This is a genomic window from Boseongicola sp., assembly GCA_014075275.1.
Classification (GTDB): domain Bacteria; phylum Pseudomonadota; class Alphaproteobacteria; order Rhodobacterales; family Rhodobacteraceae.
On the sequence record CP046179.1, the window covers coordinates 627,724 to 650,228 of the forward strand.

General features: G+C 53.0%; 20 protein-coding genes and 1 tRNA gene. 13 read left to right on the plus strand and 8 right to left on the minus strand.

Annotation, left to right across the window (positions count from 1 at the left end):
• Positions 1-74: 74 nt before the first annotated feature.
• The gene (locus GKR98_03225) at positions 75-1,361 is read right to left on the minus strand and encodes a capsule biosynthesis protein CapA (protein QMU57304.1); all 1,287 of its coding nucleotides are present in this window, start codon (positions 1,359-1,361) and stop codon (positions 75-77) included.
• Positions 1,362-1,461: 100 nt separating this feature from the next.
• Between GKR98_03225 and GKR98_03230 the strand changes: the two genes are divergently transcribed.
• The 4 genes from GKR98_03230 to nusB all read left to right on the plus strand — a co-directional run bounded on the left by GKR98_03230 (position 1,462) and on the right by nusB (position 4,321).
• On the plus strand, positions 1,462-2,049 hold the full coding sequence (locus GKR98_03230; GenBank protein ID QMU57305.1) for a riboflavin synthase: 588 nt from the start codon (positions 1,462-1,464) through the stop codon (positions 2,047-2,049).
• A gap of 150 nt (positions 2,050-2,199) precedes the next feature.
• A complete protein-coding gene (ribB, locus tag GKR98_03235) occupies positions 2,200-3,324 on the plus strand; it encodes a 3,4-dihydroxy-2-butanone-4-phosphate synthase (GenBank protein ID QMU57306.1) in 1,125 nt (374 codons plus the stop codon).
• Positions 3,324-3,866, plus strand: coding sequence for a 6,7-dimethyl-8-ribityllumazine synthase (locus tag GKR98_03240; protein ID QMU57307.1), 543 nt, complete (start codon positions 3,324-3,326; stop codon positions 3,864-3,866). The genes ribB and GKR98_03240 overlap by 1 nt, the downstream gene beginning before the upstream one ends.
• Positions 3,863-4,321 carry a transcription antitermination factor NusB gene (nusB, locus tag GKR98_03245; protein ID QMU57308.1) on the plus strand — a complete coding sequence of 153 codons (459 nt, stop codon included), beginning with the start codon at positions 3,863-3,865 and terminating at the stop codon, positions 4,319-4,321. Before GKR98_03240 ends, nusB begins: the two co-directional genes overlap by 4 nt.
• Before the next feature lie 66 nt (positions 4,322-4,387).
• Here nusB and GKR98_03250 read toward each other — a convergent pair whose 3' ends face one another.
• Positions 4,388-5,761: an L-serine ammonia-lyase gene (locus GKR98_03250; GenBank protein ID QMU57309.1), complete on the minus strand. Its 1,374-nt coding sequence runs from the start codon at positions 5,759-5,761 to the stop codon at positions 4,388-4,390.
• A gap of 154 nt (positions 5,762-5,915) precedes the next feature.
• On the opposite strand from GKR98_03250, the gene GKR98_03255 reads away from it, so the two are divergent.
• Positions 5,916-6,167, plus strand: coding sequence for a hypothetical protein (locus GKR98_03255; GenBank protein ID QMU57310.1), 252 nt, complete (start codon positions 5,916-5,918; stop codon positions 6,165-6,167).
• Between the two features lie 9 nt (positions 6,168-6,176).
• Here GKR98_03255 and GKR98_03260 read toward each other — a convergent pair whose 3' ends face one another.
• The 5 genes from GKR98_03260 to rpiA all read right to left on the minus strand — a co-directional run bounded on the left by GKR98_03260 (position 6,177) and on the right by rpiA (position 10,678).
• Positions 6,177-6,365: a DUF2065 family protein gene (locus GKR98_03260; protein ID QMU57311.1), complete on the minus strand. Its 189-nt coding sequence runs from the start codon at positions 6,363-6,365 to the stop codon at positions 6,177-6,179.
• A complete protein-coding gene (locus GKR98_03265) occupies positions 6,365-7,240 on the minus strand; it encodes a protease modulator HflC (GenBank protein QMU57312.1) in 876 nt (291 codons plus the stop codon). The genes GKR98_03260 and GKR98_03265 overlap by 1 nt, the downstream gene beginning before the upstream one ends.
• A 1-nt stretch (position 7,241) precedes the next feature.
• Positions 7,242-8,399, minus strand: coding sequence for an FtsH protease activity modulator HflK (hflK, locus tag GKR98_03270; protein QMU57313.1), 1,158 nt, complete (start codon positions 8,397-8,399; stop codon positions 7,242-7,244).
• Positions 8,400-8,468: 69 nt separating this feature from the next.
• A complete protein-coding gene (gorA, locus tag GKR98_03275) occupies positions 8,469-9,890 on the minus strand; it encodes a glutathione-disulfide reductase (protein QMU57314.1) in 1,422 nt (473 codons plus the stop codon).
• On the minus strand, positions 9,887-10,678 hold the full coding sequence (gene rpiA / locus GKR98_03280; GenBank protein ID QMU57315.1) for a ribose-5-phosphate isomerase RpiA: 792 nt from the start codon (positions 10,676-10,678) through the stop codon (positions 9,887-9,889). Before rpiA ends, gorA begins: the two co-directional genes overlap by 4 nt.
• 117 nt (positions 10,679-10,795) lie before the next feature.
• On the opposite strand from rpiA, the gene GKR98_03285 reads away from it, so the two are divergent.
• The 4 genes from GKR98_03285 (at position 10,796) to GKR98_03300 (ending at position 15,150) form a co-directional block, all read left to right on the plus strand.
• A tRNA-Leu gene (locus GKR98_03285) sits at positions 10,796-10,880 on the plus strand.
• 142 nt (positions 10,881-11,022) lie between these two features.
• Positions 11,023-12,816, plus strand: a complete 1,794-nt coding sequence (locus GKR98_03290; GenBank protein QMU57316.1) for an ATP-binding cassette domain-containing protein — start codon at positions 11,023-11,025, stop codon at positions 12,814-12,816.
• 113 nt (positions 12,817-12,929) lie between these two features.
• Positions 12,930-14,816: an acyl-CoA synthetase gene (locus GKR98_03295; protein QMU57317.1), complete on the plus strand. Its 1,887-nt coding sequence runs from the start codon at positions 12,930-12,932 to the stop codon at positions 14,814-14,816.
• 124 nt (positions 14,817-14,940) lie between these two features.
• Positions 14,941-15,150, plus strand: a complete 210-nt coding sequence (locus tag GKR98_03300; GenBank protein ID QMU57318.1) for a hypothetical protein — start codon at positions 14,941-14,943, stop codon at positions 15,148-15,150.
• Position 15,151: 1 nt separating this feature from the next.
• On the opposite strand, the gene GKR98_03305 is transcribed toward GKR98_03300, so the two are convergent.
• A complete protein-coding gene (locus tag GKR98_03305; GenBank protein ID QMU57319.1) occupies positions 15,152-16,045 on the minus strand; it encodes a hypothetical protein in 894 nt (297 codons plus the stop codon).
• 83 nt (positions 16,046-16,128) lie between these two features.
• Here GKR98_03305 and GKR98_03310 point away from each other — a divergent pair, with 83 nt between their 5' ends.
• From GKR98_03310 to GKR98_03325, 4 genes are all read left to right on the plus strand, one after another.
• The gene (locus GKR98_03310) at positions 16,129-17,721 is read left to right on the plus strand and encodes an alpha-glucosidase (protein QMU57320.1); all 1,593 of its coding nucleotides are present in this window, start codon (positions 16,129-16,131) and stop codon (positions 17,719-17,721) included.
• Positions 17,722-17,953: 232 nt separating this feature from the next.
• Positions 17,954-19,147, plus strand: coding sequence for an acyl-CoA dehydrogenase (locus tag GKR98_03315; protein ID QMU59949.1), 1,194 nt, complete (start codon positions 17,954-17,956; stop codon positions 19,145-19,147).
• A 181-nt stretch (positions 19,148-19,328) separates the two neighbouring features.
• Complete coding sequence (locus GKR98_03320) at positions 19,329-20,213, plus strand: FkbM family methyltransferase (GenBank protein ID QMU57321.1); 885 nt, start codon at positions 19,329-19,331, stop codon at positions 20,211-20,213.
• 27 nt (positions 20,214-20,240) lie between these two features.
• A complete protein-coding gene (locus GKR98_03325; GenBank protein ID QMU57322.1) occupies positions 20,241-22,382 on the plus strand; it encodes a hypothetical protein in 2,142 nt (713 codons plus the stop codon).
• The last annotated feature ends 123 nt before the right edge of the window (positions 22,383-22,505 follow it).

Below are 22,505 nucleotides of genomic sequence, written 5' to 3' on the forward strand. Positions count from 1 at the left end.
TTTTGCCTGCCTCGGCTTATTTTGTCTCAAACCTAGACGCTGAAAATCGCGAATTCCAGCAATATGACAGGCTGTTAGCTCACAACTTTCAGGTGTTGCGGACCCGCCGCAGGGCGATTCAGAACAGTTTCGTAGGGATCTTTGGCGCGCAACATAAGATCGGGCAATTTTCGATATAGTTTTCGCCGGTTGCGAAGCCCATAAAATCCGCCGGGTGTCTGTGACGTTGCCAGCAGAAAACGTCTATAAATTTCATAGGCTTCGGTGTTGGGCAAGGAAGGTGAAGCAAAGAACTTGTCCAGCGATTGGGACGAAGCAAATTCGGGCCGGTGATAGGCCGCTGGACCAAACGACTTTAGCGGCAATCCCCGCCACAAAACCTGTTCTGCGGCGGTGGAGTTAACCGTAACGGCGCTTTCGGCCCCGTCCAGCAATCGCGCCAGTTTTCCGCCTGTCAGCAGACACACACGGCCATGAAGACCGAACTCGCCAGTCAACGACTTAACCAAGGGTGCCAATGGTTCACGACCATCCTCTAATGGATGAGCCTTTATGACCAAGCGATGATGTGCTGGCGCACCGCGCGCAAAACCATCAAAAACGCTGTGCAGAAAATCGGATTGCGAGTTGAAGCGCCCATTGTCCAGGAAGTTGGCGTCATGAGCCAATTGCAAAAGGACAACGTGATACGGGTGCGTTTGTAGACGAATGGCTATTGTCGCCATCCACCTTTGCATTCGTCGCAACGGCATCGTCAGCAAGTGCTTCAGATACAACCAGAATTCGCCCTGCGGCTCCGGTGTTCGATGAGGTTTAAATCCCGGATACTTACCGCGTCCTGCCAACAAAATGGCGTGATAAGTAGCCCCCCAGAGTACATGGGCCCGCATGTCTCCCCAGCGGTCCGGCGCCCTGTGCAAAGGTGCGCTTCCATGATCCAGTGCCTGGCGCATATCCTCGATGGTCAACGCACGCATCGGTGACGTCGCATTTGCGCCGCCGCGTTCGTAGCTGACCCAATAGGGGCGCAAATAGCCTTCTTCAAAAACATGCAGTTTAACGCCCAAACGGGTCGCAACGTCATGGGCGGTTTTGTGGATCGGTCGACTGGCCCCGTAATAGACAATGTCCGTAACGCCGTTGCGTTCCACAAATTCCGTCAACCAACCTGGCCAGTCGGAATGTCCGCCGTGATAGGCGTGATACGTGTCTTGCTGACGCCAAAACACCTGGTCCCCAAAGTTGAAACCAATTCGGGATGTTCTCGCACCCGCACGCCGCAAACGCTTTGAAAGTCCTGCAAAGAAGGGCCCATGCGGTCCCTGCAAAAACAGAAAATGACGTGTTGATGCCCCAGACATATCCGCTTGATACCCAGCATTCGAACGCCTGTCACCTGCCTTGACCTTGCAGTGCTGGGGCAGTCGGTTTAGGTCACTGTCAACACTGGGGAGTTTGGCGATGTTCACCGGAATTGTCACCGATATGGGGCGGATACTGGAAGTCCGGCAAGCGGGTGATCTGAATGTTCGGATCGGCACGTCTTATGACATCAACACAATAGACATCGGTGCATCGATCGCTTGTGATGGCGTATGTCTGACGGTCGTCGCCATAGGTTCCGAACCACAAAACTGGTTCGATGTGCAAATTTCAGCAGAAAGCGTTTCTGTCACCAATCTGGGTGATTGGGCCATTGATCGAACTGTGAATTTGGAACGCGCATTAAAGGTCGGGGATGAGCTGGGCGGGCACATCGTCTCGGGGCACGTAGACGGACTGGCTGAGGTTGCGAATGTGCAGGACGAGGGCGACAGCACTAGGGTGACCTTAAAAGCGCCATCTGATTTGGCGCGTTTCATTGCCCCGAAAGGCTCTGTCACTCTGAACGGAACTTCTCTGACGGTTAATGACGTTGAAGGCGACACTTTTGGCATCAACTTCATCCCACACACCAAGGCCGTAACGACCTGGGGGCGGGTCGCAGTTGGCGACCGGGTCAACCTGGAGATCGATACTCTGGCCCGCTACGTCGCCAGACTCGCCTAAAGTCAGTAAGCCCGCATTAAACCGTTCGACCTAAATTTGCGGAAACTGGCTTTTTGCGCAGTCAATCTGCGTGATCGGCGCGTTGATCCCTCTGGCCATCACTGGGCGCTTAAGCTATTCGCTGGCGCAAGCTGCATATGGACATTGCTCATGACATTCGAGAACCCCGGACCGGTCGAAGAAAACTGGCGCGACGCCGTGTCTTCCATCGAGGAAATCTTAGAAGATGCTCGAAATGGCCGAATGTTTATTCTGGTCGACCACGAAGATCGCGAGAACGAAGGCGATCTAGTCATTCCCGCTCAGATGGCAACGCCAGAGGCGATCAACTTTATGGCCAAACATGGCCGGGGCCTGATTTGCCTGACCATGACAGGCGAGCGTTGCGACGCGCTTGGACTACCATTGATGGCGTCTCACAATTCGTCTCGCCACGAAACAGCCTTCACCATTTCGATTGAAGCCCGCGAGGGCGTCACCACAGGCATCTCTGCTCATGACCGAGCCCGCACAGTGGCCGTTGCCATCGATGGCGGAAAATCGGCATCGGATATCGCGACCCCGGGCCACATCTTCCCGCTGCGCGCGCGTGATGGCGGTGTCCTGGTTCGGGCCGGACATACAGAAGCTGCGGTAGACGTTGCAAGGCTTGCTGGTCTCAATGCCTCGGGCGTCATATGCGAAATTATGAACGAAGATGGCAGCATGAGCCGTTTGCCCGACCTTGTGTCTTTTGCCCAGCTTCACAATCTGAAGATCGGGACCATCAGTGACTTGATCGCCTACCGTCGACGCCACGACAATCTTGTTGCGGTTACCAAAGAAGAGACCGTCAAATCTGAGTTCGGTGGCGACTGGAAGATGCAAATCTTCACCGATACCGCCCACGGTGACGAACATATCGTTCTGACGACAGGCGACATTTCCGGCGATGAACCCTGTCTGGTGCGCATGCATGCGTTGGACCCGATGCTGGACATTGTTGGCTTGGGCCCCCGTGGTCGTGCGGCTGAATTCGGTGATGCGATGAAACTGATCAGCGAAGAGGGACGCGGTGTTTTAGTCCTCTTACGTGATACAACGATGAAGTTGGTGACAGGCGACGCGGTATCCCCGCAAACACTTCGGCAATATGGCCTGGGCGCGCAAATTTTATCGTCTCTGGGACTGGCCCAGTTGATCCTTCTAACTAACTCTCCGCAACCCAAAGTCGTTGGTTTGGACGCCTATGGATTGGAGATTGTCGGCACCCGTAAGATTTCGGAGATCGGATAATGGCTGGCCATTCCGACAACGATCTAGGCCTGCCGAACTTTACCCAACCGGTAAAGATCATGATCGTTATTGCGCCCTATTACACAAAAATATCCGAGGCCCAATTGGCGTCGGCAAGGGGCGTAATTGAAAGCGTAGGCGCCACCCACGAGACCATCGAAGTGCCCGGTTCTCTGGAAATTCCAGCTGCAATTAATCTGGCCCATCGTTTGTCCAACTATGATGGATTTGTTGCGCTGGGTTGCGTGATACGTGGGCGAACCAGTCACTATGACGTGGTCGTCAACGAAAGTGCCCGGGGCCTGACCCTGCTGGGTTTGCAGGGGCTGGCGATAGGCAACGGGATAATCACCGTCGAGAATATGGAGCAAGCCGAGGAACGTGCTGACGCAAACCGACTGGATACAGCTGGCGGAGCTGCGGGCGCAGCCTTGCATCTGGTCGCACTGGCCCGTCGTTTTGGCGGCACCAAAAAGTCAGTTGGGTTTACCCCCGGCGACATTCAGATTGCAGGCGACATGGGCGGCTCGAACCAGGCATGAGCAACAACAAACGGCAGATGAAGTCAGCGGCGCGGCTTTATGCGGTGCAGGCGCTTTTTCAGATGGAAGCCTCTGGTCAAACCGTCGAAGCGGTGCAATCGGAATTTGAAGATCATCGCTTCGGCGCTGAATATGACGGCGACTCGATGGCCGAGGGAGACGTGAACTTGTTCCGTCAGCTGATAGACGGAGCTGTCAATTGGCAGGCAAAGATCGACCAGATGACGGATCGTGCGTTGGTGGCCAAGTGGCCGATCAACCGTATTGATCCAACCATCCGTGCCTTGTTTCGTGCTGCCGGGTCCGAGTTTCTTGAAGGCAACGCCCCCCCAAAAGTCGTGATCACCGAATTTGTCGATGTGGCCAAGGCGTTCTTTCCAGATGGACGCGAACCGAAATTCGTCAACGGTGTTCTCGATCACATGGCGCGTGAAGCCAAGCCCGAAGCGTTCTAAAAGCAATGTGAAGTGCTAATCCGTTCGCTTCCGAAGCCTATTTGAAAATAAGAAGACTGCAGCGGATCAGCAGTTCGGAACATTCACAGCCAGACCACCTAGCGCGGTTTCCTTGTATTTTTCGCTCATGTCTTCACCGGTCTGGCGCATGGTTTCGATTGCGGCATCCAAGGGCACGAAGTGCTGTCCATCGCCGCGCAGCGCCAGTGACGCTGCCGAGACAGCCTTGATTGCGCCAAGGCCATTGCGCTCAATGCAAGGCACCTGCACCAATCCCCTTACGGGGTCGCATGTCATACCAAGATGATGTTCCAAGGCGATTTCGGCAGCATTCTCGATTTGCTCTGGCGTGCCGCCCAGAACGGCGGCCAAGCCTGCTGCGGCCATGGCAGACGCCGAGCCGACCTCGGCCTGACATCCGCATTCTGCGCCGGATATCGAAGCGTTGAATTTGACCAGCCCGCCAATGGCGGCAGCGGTCAAAAGAAATTCGCCAACGCGCGATTCCGTTGCGCCGGGAACATGATCCAGCCAATAACGGATTGTAGCTGGTATTACGCCCGCCGCGCCATTTGTTGGGGCGGTTACAACCTGACTTCCGGCTGCATTCTGCTCGTTGACTGCCATCGCATAGACACTGATCCAATCGTTAATGGTGTGTGGCGCCGTCAGATTTTGGCCGCGTTCAGCATCCAACGAACGCTTAATAGCAGCAGCCCGCCGACGGACGCTCAGGCCACCGGGCAGAATGCCGTCGGTGATTAGTCCTCCATCCATACATTCGCGCATGACCTGCCAGATACGGCGCATGCCGTCGTCCAGGACCGTGGCGCCTTGGCGTGACAACTCGTTCTCACGTTTCAGGGCAGCAATGGATTTTCCATTTGCTGCGCACATTGCCAGCATCTCTTTTGCGGATTTGAAGGGGTAGGGGACGGGTGGACCGTCATCGGTATCTTTGCCCGCTGCCAGTTCTGCCTCGCTCAAGATAAAACCGCCACCGATCGAGAAATATGATTCTTGGCGGATGACATCGCCCTGCGCATCGGTCGCCATCAAAATCAGGCCATTGGCATGGCCCTCCAACGGCGGCCCATAATCAAATATAAGATCTTTTGTCGGGTCGAAGGTCAGCTCGCCTAACCCATCCGGCGATACAGTTTTGGTATCGTGAATGGACTTGAATGCTATTTCAGCTTTGGCGGCGTCGTAGTCATCTGGGCGAAACCCAGCCAGGCCAAGAATGACGGCACGGTCGGTCGCATGGCCGACACCAGTGAAGGCAAGGGAACCGTGCAACGAAGCGCGAAGACCCGAGACCGCAAACGGCGATGCCCTGAGGTCGTCCAGAAACCGCGCAGCGGCCACCATCGGGCCCATCGTATGGGACGACGAAGGTCCGATGCCGACCTTGAACATATCGAAGACAGAAAGAAACATGGACCGGTCCTTGTTTGCCCCACCAATACGCTGAGCAGGCGTTGCAGATTGGTTCACAGCGGCATCTTGGTGCATAAAATCGTCAATGATCCATAGCCAGCCGCAATGCTGCCCCCTATAGACAAATCGAGTTTGTAGGAAGAGGAAACAACCAATGTCGATGCTGGAAGATATTGCCGATGGTTTGGCTAAGCGCGCAATCGATTTGATTGCTAAAACTGGCGATGAAAAAATTGAAGCCCGCATTGCCGACGAGATCGGTTCATCGTCACCGACTTTGCAAGAGACGTTTTCCACAGCGATGCGCATCCGGAAAGCCGAGGCACGCGCCCTGGTTCTCTTGGCTAAGTATGATGCAGGCGATAGCATTCCCCTGCCTGCGATTTCGTCCCAACCTCAGGACTGATGGCTTCAGCTAAAATGATTTAGCCAGCCAGACCAGAAAAACGCCAAGGGCGACACAGCCCAGACCAAGTGCACGCCGTGTTTCAAGCGGCATCTCGGCGATGATTTTGACAAGTTCTTCCAAACGCGAAGGGGCCAGTGCGAACACCAGCCCCTCGATGACCAGGACTAATCCCAGTCCCAGTAGAATGATACTCATCAATCCAGACCGTCGCCTTTGAGGAACTCAAAGAACTCGCTGTCAGGAGTAATGACCATCGTGGAATTACTGCCTTTCAGGGCATTCTCGTAAGCTGCCATGGAGCGGTAGAACTCAAAGAATTCAGGGTCTGCGCCGAACGCCTGTGCGAAGATATTGTTCCGCTCTGCGTCCGCTTCACCGCGCGTGATATCGGCTTCGCGTCGTGCTTCCGAGACAAGCTCGACAACAGTTCTGTCTGCTTGTGCCCGAACACGTTGTGCCGCTTCTGCACCACGTGCGCGTTCGTCTGTGGCCTCGCGTTCACGCTCTGAGCGCATCTGATTGAACGTTTCTGCCAGGTTTTGCTCGGGCAGGTTTGTTTGCTTCAGGCGCACGTCAACAACGTCGAGACCAAGGGCCGAGGCGCTGGCATCTGCGCGGATGCGAATGCGGTTCATCAGTTCGGCACGTTCGGACGACAGGATTGTGTTGGATTCAACACCTTCCTCACCCAAAACCGCACGAATGTTTGTACGCAGAATGTCGTTTAGGCGGTCTTCGGCTGTTCGAATACCACCGGGGCCAACCGCTTGGCGAAACTGGACAACGTCCGCGATGCGATATCGCGCGAAGGCGTCAACCACCAACCGGCGATCATCCGATGGCGTGATCTCAATGACCGCAGTGTCCAAAGACAGAATGCGGTCGTCGTAGCGTACAACCTCTTGGATATAAGGGACTTTAAAAGCAAGACCGGGATCTTCTTTAACCGATCTGATTTGCCCGAATTGAAGGACCAGAGCTTTTTCACGTTCGTCCACGATGAAAACGGATGAGAGCAATGTGAAGATGCCCAAAACCGCAGCGATGAGTACAAATGTTCCTGCGCGCATATCAGTTGTCTCCCGTCTGGCGTCGGCCTAATTCGTTTAACGGTAGGTAAGGCACAACGCCCTGGCCGTTTGCACCGCCAGTGCTTTCATCAAGAATGATCTTGTCGACGTCTCCCAACACTTTCTCGAGCGTTTCAATATAGAGACGCTTTCGGGTGACTTCGGGGGCCAGAAGGTATTCGTTCAGAACCGCCGAAAAGCGGCTTGCTTCACCTTCAGCTTCGTTCACGACTTGCGCCCGATAGGCTTCTGCTTGTTCCAATATTTGCGCAGCTTCACCGCGCGCTTCAGCTTGCACTCGGTTGGCATAACCATCCGCTTCTCGCTGAAGACGCAAACGTTCCTGTTCAGCAGCCTGAACGTCGCGGAAAGCGTCGATAACTTCGCGCGGCGGGTCCGACTTATCGAGCGTTACACGCACGATATTGATGCCGGATTCATAGCTGTCGAGGATCGATTGGATCAATTCTTCGGCGCGCTGAGCAACCGCTCCACGTTCACGGTTCAAAAGAGGTGCCAACTCGCTGCCGGCCACAATTTCTCGCATGGCTGATTCTGACACAGCCTGCACCGTCTGGCGGCCATCACGTAGATTAAACAGGAATTTAGCTGGGTCGTTGATATTCCAAACGACCTGGAAGTCCATGTCGACGATGCTTTCGTCCGTCGTCAGCATAAGCCCGTCGCCGCCAGCCGCGCCTGAACGCCCAACCCCGATGTCTTCGGATTGTTCGCGCGTTACAGGCAGAATTTCGTATGTCATCACGGGCCAAGGCGCAAAATTCAGTCCCGATTCACCTATCGAACTAAATTCGCCAAGGAACAACTCAACTGATTGTTCTTCCGGTCGAACCGTATAGAGCGACGTGTAGGTCCAAAGCCCGACGGCTGCCAATAGGCCAATAACAATTGAGCCTCGGGTAAGTTTGGGGCCTTCGCCACCGCCTCCACCGCTGCCGTTAGGGCGATTGTTGCCGCCACGGCCTCCCATCAGGACGCGAAGCTGCTCCTGACCTTTTTTCATGATTTCGTCGATCTCGGGGATCTGCGGTCCGTCTTGTCCGGTCGGGCGTCCAGGGCGACGGTCGTCGTCGTCGCCTCCGTCCGATCCACCACCGCGACCGCCGCCGCCCCAGGGTCCGCCATTGTTATTGGCCATGTAAGGTTCTTTCCCTCTAGGTCTGGTCAAATTCGGTTGATAGCTAATTGTAGCCTATAGCGCCTAATTTCAAGCGCTTCTAACGGGGTTTTGCATTGTTACCAACTCTTCCGAGATTGTTGGGTGCACTGCGACCGTCCGATCGAAATCGTCTTTCGTCAGTCCAGCCTTAACAGCAATGCCAATCATTTGGATCAATTCACCTGCGCCATCGGCAACAATCTGGCAACCAAGCACCTTCTGAGTGGCTTGGCTGACGATAAGTTTCATTAGCACACGATCAGGCTTTCCGGCAAAGGCAGATCGCATTGGCCGAAACGACGTGCAGTATACATCAATAGCCTCGTTTTCGCGCGCCTGTTCTTCGGTGAGCCCCACTGTGCCAAGCTCTGGCTGGGTGAATACAGCCGAGGCAACAAGCTGGTGATCCGGTTTGGTCGGGTTATTTTTGAAGACAGTTTCGGTGAAAGCCATGCCTTCGCGAATGGCGACAGGCGTAAGCTGAATGCGGTCAGTCACGTCGCCAATCGCATAAATGTTGTCAACGGCAGTCTTACTGAAGTCATCCACTTCGATGGCACCGCGACGATTGATTTTGACACCTATTTCTTCCAGCCCAAGGCTGTGCGAGTTTGGTGCGCGACCTGTCGCGAACATGACGTGATCGAAAGTACACACGTCCCCGTTAGTGGCCTTAACCCAAATCGGTTTGCCTGTTGCATCGTCTGCTGCAACAGGGGTTGGTCCGTCGGCGATCCCGTCTTCAGGGGCATCATCAGCGCAGCGCATTTCGACAATGTTTGTGCCCAAATGCAGATTGACACCTTTTTCGTGCATCATCTCGGCAACCAGTCCGCGAGCTTCGTCATCAAATCCACGCAAGATCTGAGCGCCCCGGTAATACTGCGTAACTTCAACGCCGAGCCCATTGAGGATGCAGGCAAATTCGCAAGCGATATATCCACCACCGATGATCAAGATCGACTTTGGCAATGTTTCCAGTTGGAAGATGTCGTCCGACACCAGCCCAAGATGTGCATTGGTTTGATCCGGTCGTATTGGATGCCCGCCCGTCGCGACAAGAATATGCTTCGCAGTTATACTTTTCCCGTTCGAAAGTTGAACTGTATGTGTATCAGAAAGAGTTGCGCGTGCGTCGTGGATTTCGACGTTCGAGTTATCTAGCAAGTTGCGATAAATATTCTCTAACCGATCAAGCTCGACATTCAATTTGCTGCTAAATGCAGACCAATCAAATTCGCCAACATCCGCCGACCAGCCATAGTTGCGGGCCAAGTCGGAGTTGCCGCTGAATTCAGAAGCGAAAACCATTAGCTTTTTTGGTACGCATCCGCGAATAACACAGGTGCCGCCCATACGACTGTCTTCAGCGATTGCGACTTTCGCTCCGGTCGCAGCCGCAGTTCGCGCCGCGCGAACGCCACCCGATCCGCCGCCAATTACAAACAGATCAACATCATAGCTCATCAAGTATCTTCCGTTTCACGAAACAGGTTTTTGACAGGCGACGGCTGAAAATGTGTCGTATCGACTTGGCCCGAATTGATATCTCGGGTTTCAACCTTGCCATCGCCATAACCGGTGACAATCACGTCGCAGATATCAATGAAAAGCCCGTTTTCAACCACGCCGGGAATCTGATTAAGGATCAGAGCTAATTGTCTGGCATTCCCAATGCGCTCCACGTGAAGATCCAAAATATGATTGCCTTCGTCGGTGACAAACATTTCTTCACCATCCATGCGCGGAGAGGTCTTGTTTCCCATGACATCAAGGCCTTGCAGCATCTCTTCGATTAGCATTTGGGTAGTTTGCATTCCAAAACCCAAAACTTCGATTGGAAGTGGAAAAGCCCCAAGCGTTTCAACTTTCTTAGTGCTGTCTGCGATCACGATCATGCGATCAGAAGCAGTTGCAACGATTTTCTCCTGCAACAATGCTCCACCTCCACCTTTTATCAGGTTCAGATCGGTGTCGTATTCATCCGCTCCGTCGATAGTCAGGTCCAGCCAGCGTGCTTCGTTTAGCGACGTCACTTTGATACCAACTTCTTCCGCAAGTTTGGCGGTTCGAGATGAAGTGGCAACTGCGATGATATTCAATCCCTCGTCACGAACGCGGTCGCCCAGGCATTTTACCAGCCAAGCGGCCGTCGATCCGGTTCCAAGACCAATTTTCATACCATTCTCGACAAATCCGCTTGCGCGTTTGGCAGCAGCAAATTTGGCGGTTTCGATCGGAGAGAGTTCGTCAATCATGGGGCAGCTCCGCAATGTGGCACGGGGGTTATATGCAGATTGAATCCCAAGGGCGAGGGGGAATACGCACTTTCCTTTTGCCAATACCAAAAGGCTTTGCTAGAGAGCGCGCGGATCGCGGGTGTGGCGAAATTGGTAGACGCACCAGATTTAGGTTCTGGCGCCGCAAGGCATGGGGGTTCAAGTCCCTCCACCCGCACCAATATTACTTGGCTTCCATGATGGCTGGTCCATCCCGCCACGAATGCGAAGCATCCCATCGAACAAACCGTCTGGAATAGTTGCGCGCACGCTCTTGTCGGCTGCTGGTGTGATCGCTATGTCGGTTGCGGACCCGGAGAACTATGTCAGACACGTCATTTTCCCAAGCTGAAGACCGCGAAACCTCGAAGAACGTAAGGGCTTTGACGGCGCTGTGGCCATATCTGGCACCGCATAGGCTCATGATGGCAGCCGCCGGCGCGGCGCTAATCCTGACGGCCATGATCTCTCTTGTTCTGCCTTTGGCGGTGCGCCGGGTTGTCGACGGCTTTGAAACATCCGCGGCAGAGCTGTTAGACAGCTACTTTATTGCCGCATTTGCAATTGCCATCTTGTTGGCCGTCGGAACGGGATTTCGGTATTATCTAGTCACGCGACTTGGCGAACGAGTCGTAACCGACATTAGGATCGCAGTCTTTAATCGAATGATCGGAATGAGCCCGGCATTCTTTGAAAAGATCATGACGGGCGAAGTCCTAAGCCGCATTACCACCGATACAACGTTGATCCTTAGCGTTATTGGGTCGTCGATTTCGGTAGCACTTCGCAATGTATTGATACTATTCGGCGGGCTGGTGTTGTTGTTTTTTACATCGCCCAAGTTAGCCGGAATGGTTTTGCTGATTGTGCCAGCAATTATTGTGCCCATCGTAGTACTTGGCAGGCGCTTGCGCGCGCTCAGTCGTGAGAATCAGGATTGGATCGCAGCGTCTTCGGGAAGTGCGTCCGAGGCTTTGTTGTCGGTTCAGGCTGTGCAGGCATTTACCCATGAAAGCCCAAGCCGCGCAGCCTTTGCCGAAGTTTCAGAGAAGGCGTTTTCCGCTGCCAGAAAACGGATTGGCACCCGCGCCGTAATGACGGTCATCGTTATCAGTCTGGTTTTTGCAGGTGTTGTCGGCGTCCTATGGATCGGTGCCCGGGACGTTCGCGGTGGCGAGATGTCAGTTGGCGAACTTGTTCAGTTCGTCATTTACGCAATCATGGTCGCCGGTTCGGTAGGAGCGCTATCCGAGATATGGGGCGAGATTCAGCGCGCCGCAGGCGCAACCGAGAGGTTGGTCGAACTCTTGGGGGCTGAAGACAGCGTATCTGATCCGGTGGGTGATGCGATCGAGTCAAAGATGCTAACCGGCGCCGTCGCGTTTTCAGATGTCACTTTCCGATATCCGGCCCGCCCGGAGATTGCGGCGCTGGAGGACATCTCATTTGAAATCAAACCCGGCGAAACGGTTGCGCTTGTCGGTCCGTCAGGTGCCGGAAAATCCACGATCATTCAACTATTGCTGAGGTTTTATGATCCGGACACTGGTCAAATCCGTGTCGACGAGAACGATTTGCGGAGCCTTCAGCGCGCTGACTTCCGTCGGTCGATCGCACTTGTACCTCAAGACCCTGTCATATTTGCAGCGACTGCTCGCGAGAACATTCGGTTTGGCCGCCCCGATGCTACCGACGCAGAAATTGAACAGGCCGCCAAGGCGGCAGCTGCACATGAGTTTCTAACGGCGTTGCCTCAGGGATATGAAACCTACGTAGGTGAACGAGGCGTCATGTTGTCCGGCGGGCAAAAGCAGAGAATTGCCATCGCACGCGCGATTTTACGCGACGCGCCGATTCTGCTTCTGGACGAAGCGACAAGTGCTCTGGATGCCGAGAGCGAAATGGCCGTTCAAGCTGCCGTCGAAACCTTGTCTCAAGACCGCACAACCATCGTGGTCGCTCACCGCTTGGCAACCGTAAAAAAAGCGGATCGAATTCTTGTTTTTGATGGCGGAAAAATCGTCGACGAAGGCACGCACAGTGAATTGGTTGCCGCCGGTGGTCTTTATGCGCGGCTGGCCCGCTTGCAGTTCACCGATGGAATCGCTGCCGAGTAAAAAAGTGACCAGAAACTGTGGTAAAGACGGTGAGCTTGCGCCAGCAGTCCAAAACGGCGACAAATCATCGGCAAACAAGAGCTGAGCTGACTGCCTAAGACAAGGAATTCTGCATGAGCAATTTCGCGACTGTCGCCGATAGAGATGCCGTTGAAAATGCAATGCCGTGGTCTGACCGATCTGTGCCAACCACAATCTACGAGATGCTGACGCGCACAAAGTCGCAATACGGCAGTAAGGCAGCCGTTTCGTATCAGCTGATGTCTGGACCCAACGACAGGGCCGAAACACTAACTTGGGATCAGCTCCATACGAAAGTGACCCAGACTGCGAACTTGTTCCGAAAGCACGGTATCGGTGAAAAAGACGTGGTTGCGTATCTTTTGCCAAATGCGAACGAGACGGTTTTCACACTTCTCGGGGGAACAGTTGCAGGAATAGCAAACCCGATAAATCCTCTGCTGAGCGCCGAACAGATAGGGGCTATTCTTCGTGAGACCGGTGCGAAGGTATTGGTAACACTAAAGGCTTTTCCCAAGACCGACGTGCCGCAAAAAGCAGCCGCAGCTGTGCGGATGGCGCCGAATGTCGAAACGGTATTTGAGGTTGATCTTAATCGGTATTTGACCCCGCCAAAATCCTGGATCGTTCCACTGGTTCGCCCCAAGAACCCTGTCTCACACAGTGCAAAAGTTCTTGATTTTGTTTCGGAACTTGGAAAACAGAATAAAGCGCTCGACTTTGAAGATGTGAAAGCCGACCGAGTCGCGGCCTATTTTCACACAGGCGGAACAACAGGCATGCCAAAAGTCGCCCAGCACACCTATGGCGGCATGATCTACAATGGTTGGCTGGGTGATACGTTGTTATTTGAACCTGAAAGCGTGGTGATCTGTCCGCTGCCGCTATTTCACGTGTTTGCCTGCCACGTAATCCTTATGGCCATGGTCTCATCAGGTGCGCATGTCGTGTTTCCAACGCCGGCAGGATACCGGGGCGATGGTGTGTTCGACAATTTCTGGAAATTGATCGAGCGATGGCAGGTGACTTTCATCATAACGGTCCCAACTGCGATATCAGCGCTCATGCAGCGTCCGGTTGATGCCGACGTATCTTCTGTCAAAACCGCGTTCTCCGGCTCATCTCCGCTGCCAATTGAGCTATACAAACGCTTCGAGAAAGCGACTGGTGTTGAAATCGTCGAAGGCTACGGACTGACCGAGGCAACTTGCCTGGTTGCTGTTAATCCACTTGGCGGCACCAAGAAGATTGGATCAGTTGGCATTCGCCTACCCTATACCGACGTCAAAGTTCTGATTGGTACGTCTGACGGCCCCCGCGAATGCGACGACGATGAGGTTGGCGAGATTTGCATTTCTAACCCCGGTGTTGTCGTCGATGGAACCTACACCGAAGCTGAAAAGAACAGAAATCTGTACCAACTAGGTAAATACCTGCGTACAGGTGACTTGGGACGCATTGACGCCGATGGCTATCTTTGGATTACCGGACGTGCAAAAGACCTGATCATACGGGGCGGTCACAATATTGATCCCGCTGATATTGAAGAGGCCTTGGCAGGGCACGAGGCCGTGGCCATGGTCGGAGCGATTGGGCAACCAGATGCGCACGCCGGCGAACTGCCCTGCGCCTATGTCGAGTTGGTGCAAGATGCCACTGCGAGCGAGCAAGATTTGCTTGAATTCGCACGCCAGAAGATATCCGAGCGTGCAGCATTTCCAAAACATCTTGAAATTGTAGATGAGCTGCCAAAAACTGCTGTTGGCAAAGTCTTCAAACCTGACCTGCGTCGCATGGCAATCACCCGCGTTTACAATTCTGCACTTGCAGATGCGGGCCTGTCTGCAACTGTTGATGATGTCATTGAAGACAAAAAGCGCGGACTGGTCGCTATGATCTCAGCTAACAACCCTGATCAAAAAAATGCTGTTGAAACAACGCTGGGTTCGTTCAGTTGTGCATATGAACTGTTAGATTAACGAACTGTTTCCATCCGAGGCCCAATCAGTCACCATTTTGCCTTGATTGAAGGCGTAAGAGCCGCATTCCGGCCGGATTTGGCGACGATAACAATAGTTGGTTCCATTGGATCGGATTCAACTTATGGCCTTCGCGCTCGTCTTTGCAGGTGTTTTTGTAGCAACCCTTTCTGCGGTTCTCGCAGCTTTCGCCGGTGCCGGTGTGTTTGGAATGCTTTTGGCCTATGCAGCGGGTGGCTTTGCACTGCTGGTCGCAGTTTTGCTTATTGCGGCGGTCACGGATGAAGAGCAAACTGCGATCTCAGACGGCCCTCTGATCCTCCCGGTCAAATGATCTAATTCAAGACAACAGAGTATTTCAAGACAACAGAGTATCTTACGACCCGATTATTATCGGAATCGCTGATGAAATACCGCGTTCCGTCCACGGCCACTCCTTCGGGGTCATCAAACTTGTTTGGTCCCAGCCCCGGGCTTCCATCTCCTAAAACACCGATCAATGTACCGCCGTTGGGTCCAGTTGGATCAATCATCAAGATGCGATGGCTTTCCTGATCTGCAACAACCAGAAAGCCATTTTCGGTTACATCCAGATACCTGGGACCTACAAACCCGAACTTCGATGCGTTGACGATGTTTAGTTGTGTCAGATCTGGCGCATATTGAACAAGACGCCGCGATGCATTGTCTCCGACCCAAATGGTGCCATCCGGGCCTTCCGCTACGTCATGTGCACCAAGGTGCCCGTCAACCGCTGCAACGAACTCTGAGTTCTCAAACAAAGCCAGCGCCCCAACTCCGCTCGCCATGGCAAAGATCTTCCCCGATGAATGGAAAAGCGTTCCTTCAGAGTTGGGCGCCCGGATCGCCAGGCTGGGGGTCGGACCGATTGCGCGCGCATTGTCAAAAACCGCCACCATGCTTGCTCCACTAACCGCTAACGCCACCTGGCCATCTGGGCCGAACGAAACATCGCGCACTCCGGGCAGAAACCCGTCGGCCAGTGTCTCGATCAATACCAACGTGTCTGCATTAAGTACCGCAATGCGCGCGTTTAGTTTGTCAGCCACATACAATCGTCCATCTGGACCAATCGCTAAATCGTGCGGGTCGCCTAATATCTGCTCGCTGGCCAAATCGAAGCTGGCAAAGGGACGCGGAATTTGCTCCTGACCAAAGGAATGACTTGGAACTAAAAACAGCGACGCAAGTATCGTGATTATTCGCATGTCCGCATCTTAGCACGACGCAACTTGCGGCACTCGCAATTTTTCGTTAGCGCCATCGCTCTGTACGCAGAAGGAGGCTCTCGATGAGCGAATGGTGGAAAAGCGCGGTAATCTACCAAGTTTATCCCAGGTCATTTCAAGACGACAACGGTGATGGAATAGGTGATTTATCGGGCGTCACGCGTCGATTGCCGTATATTGCGTCGCTCGGTGTCGACGTCATTTGGCTATCACCGTTCTTCAAATCCCCGATGAACGACATGGGTTACGACATATCAGACGCGACTGACGTTGATCCATTGTTCGGCGACCTCGCAGATTTCGACGAAATGCTGGCGGCATCCCACGCTTTGGGTTTGAAGGTCATCATTGATCAAGTACCCAGCCATACAGCCGAGGTTCATGACTGGTTTGCTCAAAGCAGGTCGGCGAAAGAAGGTCCAAAATCGGATTGGTATGTATGGGTGGATGCGAAAAAGGACGGCACCCCTCCAAATAATTGGCTTTCGGTTTTTGGCGGCCCGGCCTGGTCCTGGGAGCCACGGCGGAAGCAATATTACTTACACTCGTTTTTGTCCTCACAACCGCAGCTGAATTTCCACAACGAAGAAGTTGTTCAGGCGACACTCGATGGCATGCAATTTTGGTTGGATCGCGGTGTGGATGGATTCCGTTTGGACAGTATAAATTATCCGTATTTCGACCCTCAGTTTCGCGACAATCCACCAGAACCAGAGGCCACCGAAGACGACTGGGTAAACCTTTACAATGTGCAGCGGCACCAGTTCGACAAGACCCAACCAGAGAATCTGAAGTTTCTCGAGCGGGTGCGTTCGCTCGTCGATGGCTATCCTGGATGCATGCTGGTCGGCGAAGTAGGAGAGGGTAGGCGCGGCGCCGAAATCATGCGGGACTACACCGCCGAAAACCGGCTTCACATGGCCTATTCATTCGAAATGTTGGGACCGGACTACACGCCTGAGCATTTTGCTAAATGTGTCGGCGGTTTTTTTGATGGGTCGAGTGTTGGATGGCCTTGTTGGGCATTTTCAAATCATGATGTCGAACGCCATGCCGGTCGTTGGGGGAACGAGAACTTTGCAAACGATGTCGCAAAGCAGGCCATCGCACTCATGGTCAGTCTTGAGGGCACGAAATGTCTGTATCAAGGAGAAGAGCTTGGACAAGTTGAAACTGACCTGGAGTATTCCGAGATCATAGATCCGCCTGGTTTGAAATTCTGGCCCGAATACAAGGGCCGCGATGGCTGTCGCACGCCAATGGTCTGGGATTCTACAGCCTCAAATGCCGGGTTCAGTTCGCAGGACCCTTGGTTGCCGATAAAACCAGCGCAGGAACTGCGCTCGGTAAACATACAAGAAGATGATCCAAATTCAGTGCTGGTACACTACCGCACCGTTCTTGGGTTTTATGCTCAGAGCAACTGTCTTCGTTCCGGAGAAACCGAGTTCTTGGAAATCTCCGAACAATTGTTGGTTTTCAATCGCTCGGATGCGGAAACTTTACTCTGTGTCTTCAACCTCTGCGACGCGGCGATGCATTATTCAATACCCGCAATGGGTGAATTGATTGGTCCTTCAAATGCGCACATAGATGCAAAGCGCATCGAGCTTCCCCCATTTGGATGGGCATGGATCGCGATAGATCAAGAGTAACCGCAAATGGCCTTTGGCGGTCCGAGTTGAATCGCCGACTGGAAACACTTGAGGCCAATAATGATGGTCATTCCGCTTGCAAGATGATTACTCTGCGCTGAAGAATTTGATCAGATATGAGACTTGCGGAAAAAGTTGGCCAATTTACTCGAAAGCTAAACTCTAAGTGGCCGCTCGGAAGGAAACGAACATGCACACGCAGCCCGAACAAGATGCTGAAATAAAACCGGAAATGGCACGCGCCAAAATGCCAGCGATGGTTTGGGAAGACCCGTTTCTGATGGATCAGGAACTGACTGAAGAAGAGCGTATGATCCGCGACACCGCCGAAGCATACTGTCAGGACCGGCTTGCAACTCGGGTCATAGCGGCCAATCGCGAGGAAAAATTCGATCGTGAAATCATGACCGAGATGGGTGAAATGGGGCTGCTTGGCCCCACAATCCCTGAACAGTTTGGGGGCGTGGGTGCGGGATATGTTTCTTATGGATTGGTGGCGCGCGCTGTCGAGAGAGTGGATTCGGGATATAGATCTGCGATGTCGGTTCAGTCCAGCTTGGTCATGCATCCAATTTTTGCCTATGGCACGGACGCGCAACGAGCGAAGTTTTTGCCAAAGTTAGCAACTGGTGAATGGGTTGGGTGCTTTGGATTGACGGAGCCTGATCACGGTTCGGACCCTGGCGGAATGCTTACCAGGGCGAAACAAGTCGATGGCGGATTTACCCTTAGCGGTTCCAAAAACTGGATAACCAATTCTCCAATTGCCGATGTTTTTATCGTCTGGGCAAAATCCGACGCGCACGATGGAAAGATCCGGGGATTTATTCTTGAAAAAGGAATGGAAGGATTGGATGCACCTAAGATCGAAGGCAAGTTCAGTTTTCGTGCCTCGATCACTGGCATGATCCAGATGGACGAAGTGTTTGTTCCTGAAGAAAACCTTTTGCCGCACGCCTCTGGGCTTGGAGGGCCATTCGGTTGTCTGAATCGTGCACGGTTCGGTATTGCTTGGGGGGCGATGGGTGCCGCTGAAGCCTGTTGGCATGCAGCAAGATCATACACTTTGGAACGCAAGCAATTTGGCAAGCCACTGGCGGCGAACCAGCTTATCCAAAAGAAATTTGCCGATATGCAAACCGATATCTCATTGGGACTTTTGGGGGCCCTAAGACTGGGGCGGATGTTTGATGCGCATTCGGCTTCGGCAGAAACCATTAGCCTTATGAAAAGAAACAACTGCGGTAAGGCTTTGGCCATTGCCCGTGAAGCTAGGGACATGCACGGGGGCAATGGAGTGAGCGACGAATATGGCGTGATCCGCCACGTCATGAATCTTGAAGCGGTTAATACTTATGAAGGCACCCACGACATCCACGCACTTATCCTTGGTCGCGCCCAAACCGGCCTACAGGCATTTGCTTGACCAGGTTTGCAACAATCGCACGCAGCGCACCTCGGCCGATGTAAGTCTGTGTTGTTCCGGAATGACTGCGGGTGTTAACTATTAAAAGACCTGCAACGAAACAGGCAATGAGCAGCATGCAAATAAATGGCCAACAGGTCTGGGCGAGAGTCACAAGCCGCACCCCAAATGCGGGGCCTACATGACCGCTGCCGACTCCCACCAACGACGATGGCGCTACATGGCCGCCGAACTAGCGTTGGGACGGCGCACTGAAGTGCTGGATATTGGAGCGAACCCGCTCGATGAACCAGTCTATACACCGCTTTTGAAGACAGGTCTTTGCAGTGTTCAAGGTTTTGAACCACAACCCGATGCCTTTGCAAAACTACAGGCCAGCAAAGGCGAGTTAGAGACATATCATCCATACGCGGTTGGTGACGGCAACACAGCGAACTTCAACATCTACGGTCAAAGTGGGCTTTCGTCGGTTTTTGAACTGGATATGGAAAGCATCGAGTTTCTCGGCCGTTCGAAACGCGCAGCGCGCTTGTTGGACAAGTTCGAAGTAAAAACTCACAGATTGGATGATATACCAGAACTGCGACACCCAGACCTTTTGAAAATTGACGTGCAGGGCGCCGAGGTAATGATTTGCGAGAGTGGCCCGACCTTGCTTAAAGACGTCATGGCCGTCGTGACCGAGCTTCGTTACTATCCGCTATATCGTGATGAACAACTATTGGACGGGCAAGTTTCTGCTTTGGGTCGGCTTGGATTAATCTACCACAAGGCTTTGTTCACCAAGGGCAAAATGATTGCGAATTCTTGCCAAGACAGATTGCGCACACGGGCACTTCGTTCCCAGGCAATCGATGGAGATGTAGTCTTCGTTCGAGATTTAAGGAAACCTGACAGGATAAAAAGCAGTTCGATTGGGCACTTGGCATTATTGGCTGACGCCGTGTTCCAAAGCTATGATCTGGTTATTCACTGTCTTGATATATTGGTTGAGCGCGGCGAGTTGAATGCGAAGTTTCCCGAACAGTATTTTGAAATTCTACCGGCAGAGGTTCGAAAGTCTTGATGCCTAGCAGGCAGGAAAAATAAGTGAATGGGCCCACGAGTTTTCGACATAGAACTATCTGGTCTGGTCCTTCCCAGCGAGGACCCTGAACTGAGGCGCGACCGGCTCGGCAAGGACGGTGATCACGATGAAAACTATGACCACCAATATGATTTCAATACCCTCGTCTATGATTGCTTTTTCGATCCGACCTCTCGCGAGGTCTTACTGCTAGCACCGCCACTTTTGAACTTTCAGGCATTGTTGGAAACTGCCGAGTTTTTAATTGATGGCGAAACTCGCGCACCCCTTCGTATTGAGAATCTCTCCAGATGCTCAGTCATAGCTTTCGCGGCAGGTCCCGAAATCCCGCGATCGCTATCCATCACCCATGCTCAATTTGGGGGGATGATGAATATCGGGCAAAGCCACCTTGAAACATTTGCAGGGACAAACGCGATCTATTCGATCTCGCGGAATAATCGGTTGGAATGGATTCAAGACTGGCTTCACTATTACATCAACGAACACGGAGCGACGTCGGTCATTCTGACCGACAACGGATCAACAGACTACTCGCCGAGCGAATTGAGAGACGCAATCGGCGATATGGCAGGTCTTGAGCAGGCGGCAATTCTACGCGCGCGATATCCTTTCGGCCCCAGAGCGGAAAGCAAAGTAAATTACGCATCACTTTTCTTGCAGCGATCCATGGCCGAGCTTTGCCGACGCAGGTTTTTGGGCCAGGCGCGTGCCGTCTTGAATGTTGATATTGACGAGTTATTCCACTCGAAGTCAGGCCAGTCAGTGTTTGATGCAACGGTTGCTAACCAAGATGGCTACGTGCGTGCGGATGCTGTTTGGGTCTATGCAACGCAATCAGACAACGATGGTTTTTTCCGTCACCGCGATCACCGTTTTGTCAGCATGACGGGAAAACCAAAAGCAAATCGAAAATGGTGTGTTGTTCCACAAGGCCCGCAAAAGGGGCGACAATGGTTAACTCATTTCATTGGGGGACGATCTGATCCCGTCGATCCTGATTTTGTAATGTGGCACTGTCGTCAGATCAGCACCAGTTGGAAGGTTGATCGATCCGTCAGCCAGGAAATCCCATTGCGCGCAGAGTTATCTGTAGAAAAAGCGCTCGATAAGGCATTCGTCAATGCGCCGTTATTGGCATCTCAGGCGAAACATGCGCCCGCCATAAAAGTCGGGGCCGATGGTGATCGAAGCAAAAAGTTAATTATCACTTCGATGAAGAACGAGGGACCATTTATCCTTGAATGGACCGCATTTCACCGCGCAATTGGATTTAATCAATTTCTTGTCTTTACGAATGATTGTTCTGACGGAACCGATGCCATCCTGGATCGGTTGGAGCAACTTGGAGTCGTCAAACACGAACGAAACCGAGTGCTCCGCAGGGGGCCGCAAAAATCCGCCCTAAAACACGCTCGTTCGCACCCACTTGTCCTGTCCGCCGATTGGATATTTGTTTCTGACGTTGATGAATTCCTGAACATCAAAGTTGGCGACGGGCGTGTGGACGATCTTCTGGATGCGGTGCCGGATGCGGACGTCATCCCAATAACTTGGCGGCTCTTTTCCAACGACGGACTTGTGGATTTTGATGAGGGTCTGGTCATCGAGATGTCCCACGACGCCGAGCGCGATCTGGATCAGGGCGGCCATATTCGGCGTTTCGCTAAGTCACTTTTCAAGCCCAGCGAATTCGTAGAACGCTTCGGTACCCACGGCCCCATTTACTCCGAGGCCCAACTGGCTGATATCAAATGGCTTTCGCCGACCGGTCGGCGCATATCAGATCCCAAAGTCATGACGCGTCCAGAGGTGGATTTTGGTTACGACGTTGCGCAAGTAAACCATTATGCCACACGTTCGGTCGACGCTTACCTCGTCAAAAAAGATCGAGGTAGGGTGAATCATTTTAGACAAGTTATGGGTTTCGATTATTGGCAAAAGATGAACCTGGGCGGCCAGAGCGACCAGTCCATATTACGGTCTGTCGGTCAGACCCGCGAAGAAATGCAAACGCTCCTACAAGACAAAGAACTGGCCGCACTGCATTCTCATTCCGTTCATTGGTACAAAAACCGTATTCGAGATCTGCGTCAAATGCCCGAATACGAAGAGCTTCGGAATAACATTCTGGAAGTCGCGGACTGAGCGATTGACGGTCGTCTATTGGCCCTACGGAGTGAAAACGAACCCGTCCGGGTGATCAAGGCGAACAACTTCATCAGGAACAACGTCGGGACCGCTGCCAAAGACTTCACGACCAAAGTGGTG

Bases quoted from the DNA above. Each gene is read 5' to 3' on its own strand.
- GKR98_03250 (QMU57309.1), bottom strand. From the start codon at position 5,761: ATGTTTCTTTCTGTCTTCGATATGTTCAAGGTCGGCATCGGACCTTCG.
- ribB (QMU57306.1), top strand. From the start codon at position 2,200: ATGACATTCGAGAACCCCGGACCGGTCGAAGAAAACTGGCGCGACGCC.
- GKR98_03240 (QMU57307.1), top strand. From the start codon at position 3,324: ATGGCTGGCCATTCCGACAACGATCTAGGCCTGCCGAACTTTACCCAA.
- GKR98_03315 (QMU59949.1), top strand. From the start codon at position 17,954: ATGGCACGCGCCAAAATGCCAGCGATGGTTTGGGAAGACCCGTTTCTG.
- nusB (QMU57308.1), top strand. From the start codon at position 3,863: ATGAGCAACAACAAACGGCAGATGAAGTCAGCGGCGCGGCTTTATGCG.
- GKR98_03310 (QMU57320.1), top strand. From the start codon at position 16,129: ATGAGCGAATGGTGGAAAAGCGCGGTAATCTACCAAGTTTATCCCAGG.
- GKR98_03290 (QMU57316.1), top strand. From the start codon at position 11,023: ATGTCAGACACGTCATTTTCCCAAGCTGAAGACCGCGAAACCTCGAAG.
- GKR98_03305 (QMU57319.1), bottom strand. From the start codon at position 16,045: ATGCGAATAATCACGATACTTGCGTCGCTGTTTTTAGTTCCAAGTCAT.
- GKR98_03255 (QMU57310.1), top strand. From the start codon at position 5,916: ATGTCGATGCTGGAAGATATTGCCGATGGTTTGGCTAAGCGCGCAATC.
- GKR98_03325 (QMU57322.1), top strand. From the start codon at position 20,241: ATGGGCCCACGAGTTTTCGACATAGAACTATCTGGTCTGGTCCTTCCC.
- rpiA (QMU57315.1), bottom strand. From the start codon at position 10,678: ATGATTGACGAACTCTCTCCGATCGAAACCGCCAAATTTGCTGCTGCC.
- GKR98_03230 (QMU57305.1), top strand. From the start codon at position 1,462: ATGTTCACCGGAATTGTCACCGATATGGGGCGGATACTGGAAGTCCGG.
- GKR98_03320 (QMU57321.1), top strand. From the start codon at position 19,329: ATGACCGCTGCCGACTCCCACCAACGACGATGGCGCTACATGGCCGCC.
- GKR98_03295 (QMU57317.1), top strand. From the start codon at position 12,930: ATGAGCAATTTCGCGACTGTCGCCGATAGAGATGCCGTTGAAAATGCA.
- GKR98_03260 (QMU57311.1), bottom strand. From the start codon at position 6,365: ATGAGTATCATTCTACTGGGACTGGGATTAGTCCTGGTCATCGAGGGG.
- GKR98_03300 (QMU57318.1), top strand. From the start codon at position 14,941: ATGGCCTTCGCGCTCGTCTTTGCAGGTGTTTTTGTAGCAACCCTTTCT.
- hflK (QMU57313.1), bottom strand. From the start codon at position 8,399: ATGGCCAATAACAATGGCGGACCCTGGGGCGGCGGCGGTCGCGGTGGT.
- GKR98_03265 (QMU57312.1), bottom strand. From the start codon at position 7,240: ATGCGCGCAGGAACATTTGTACTCATCGCTGCGGTTTTGGGCATCTTC.
- GKR98_03225 (QMU57304.1), bottom strand. From the start codon at position 1,361: ATGTCTGGGGCATCAACACGTCATTTTCTGTTTTTGCAGGGACCGCAT.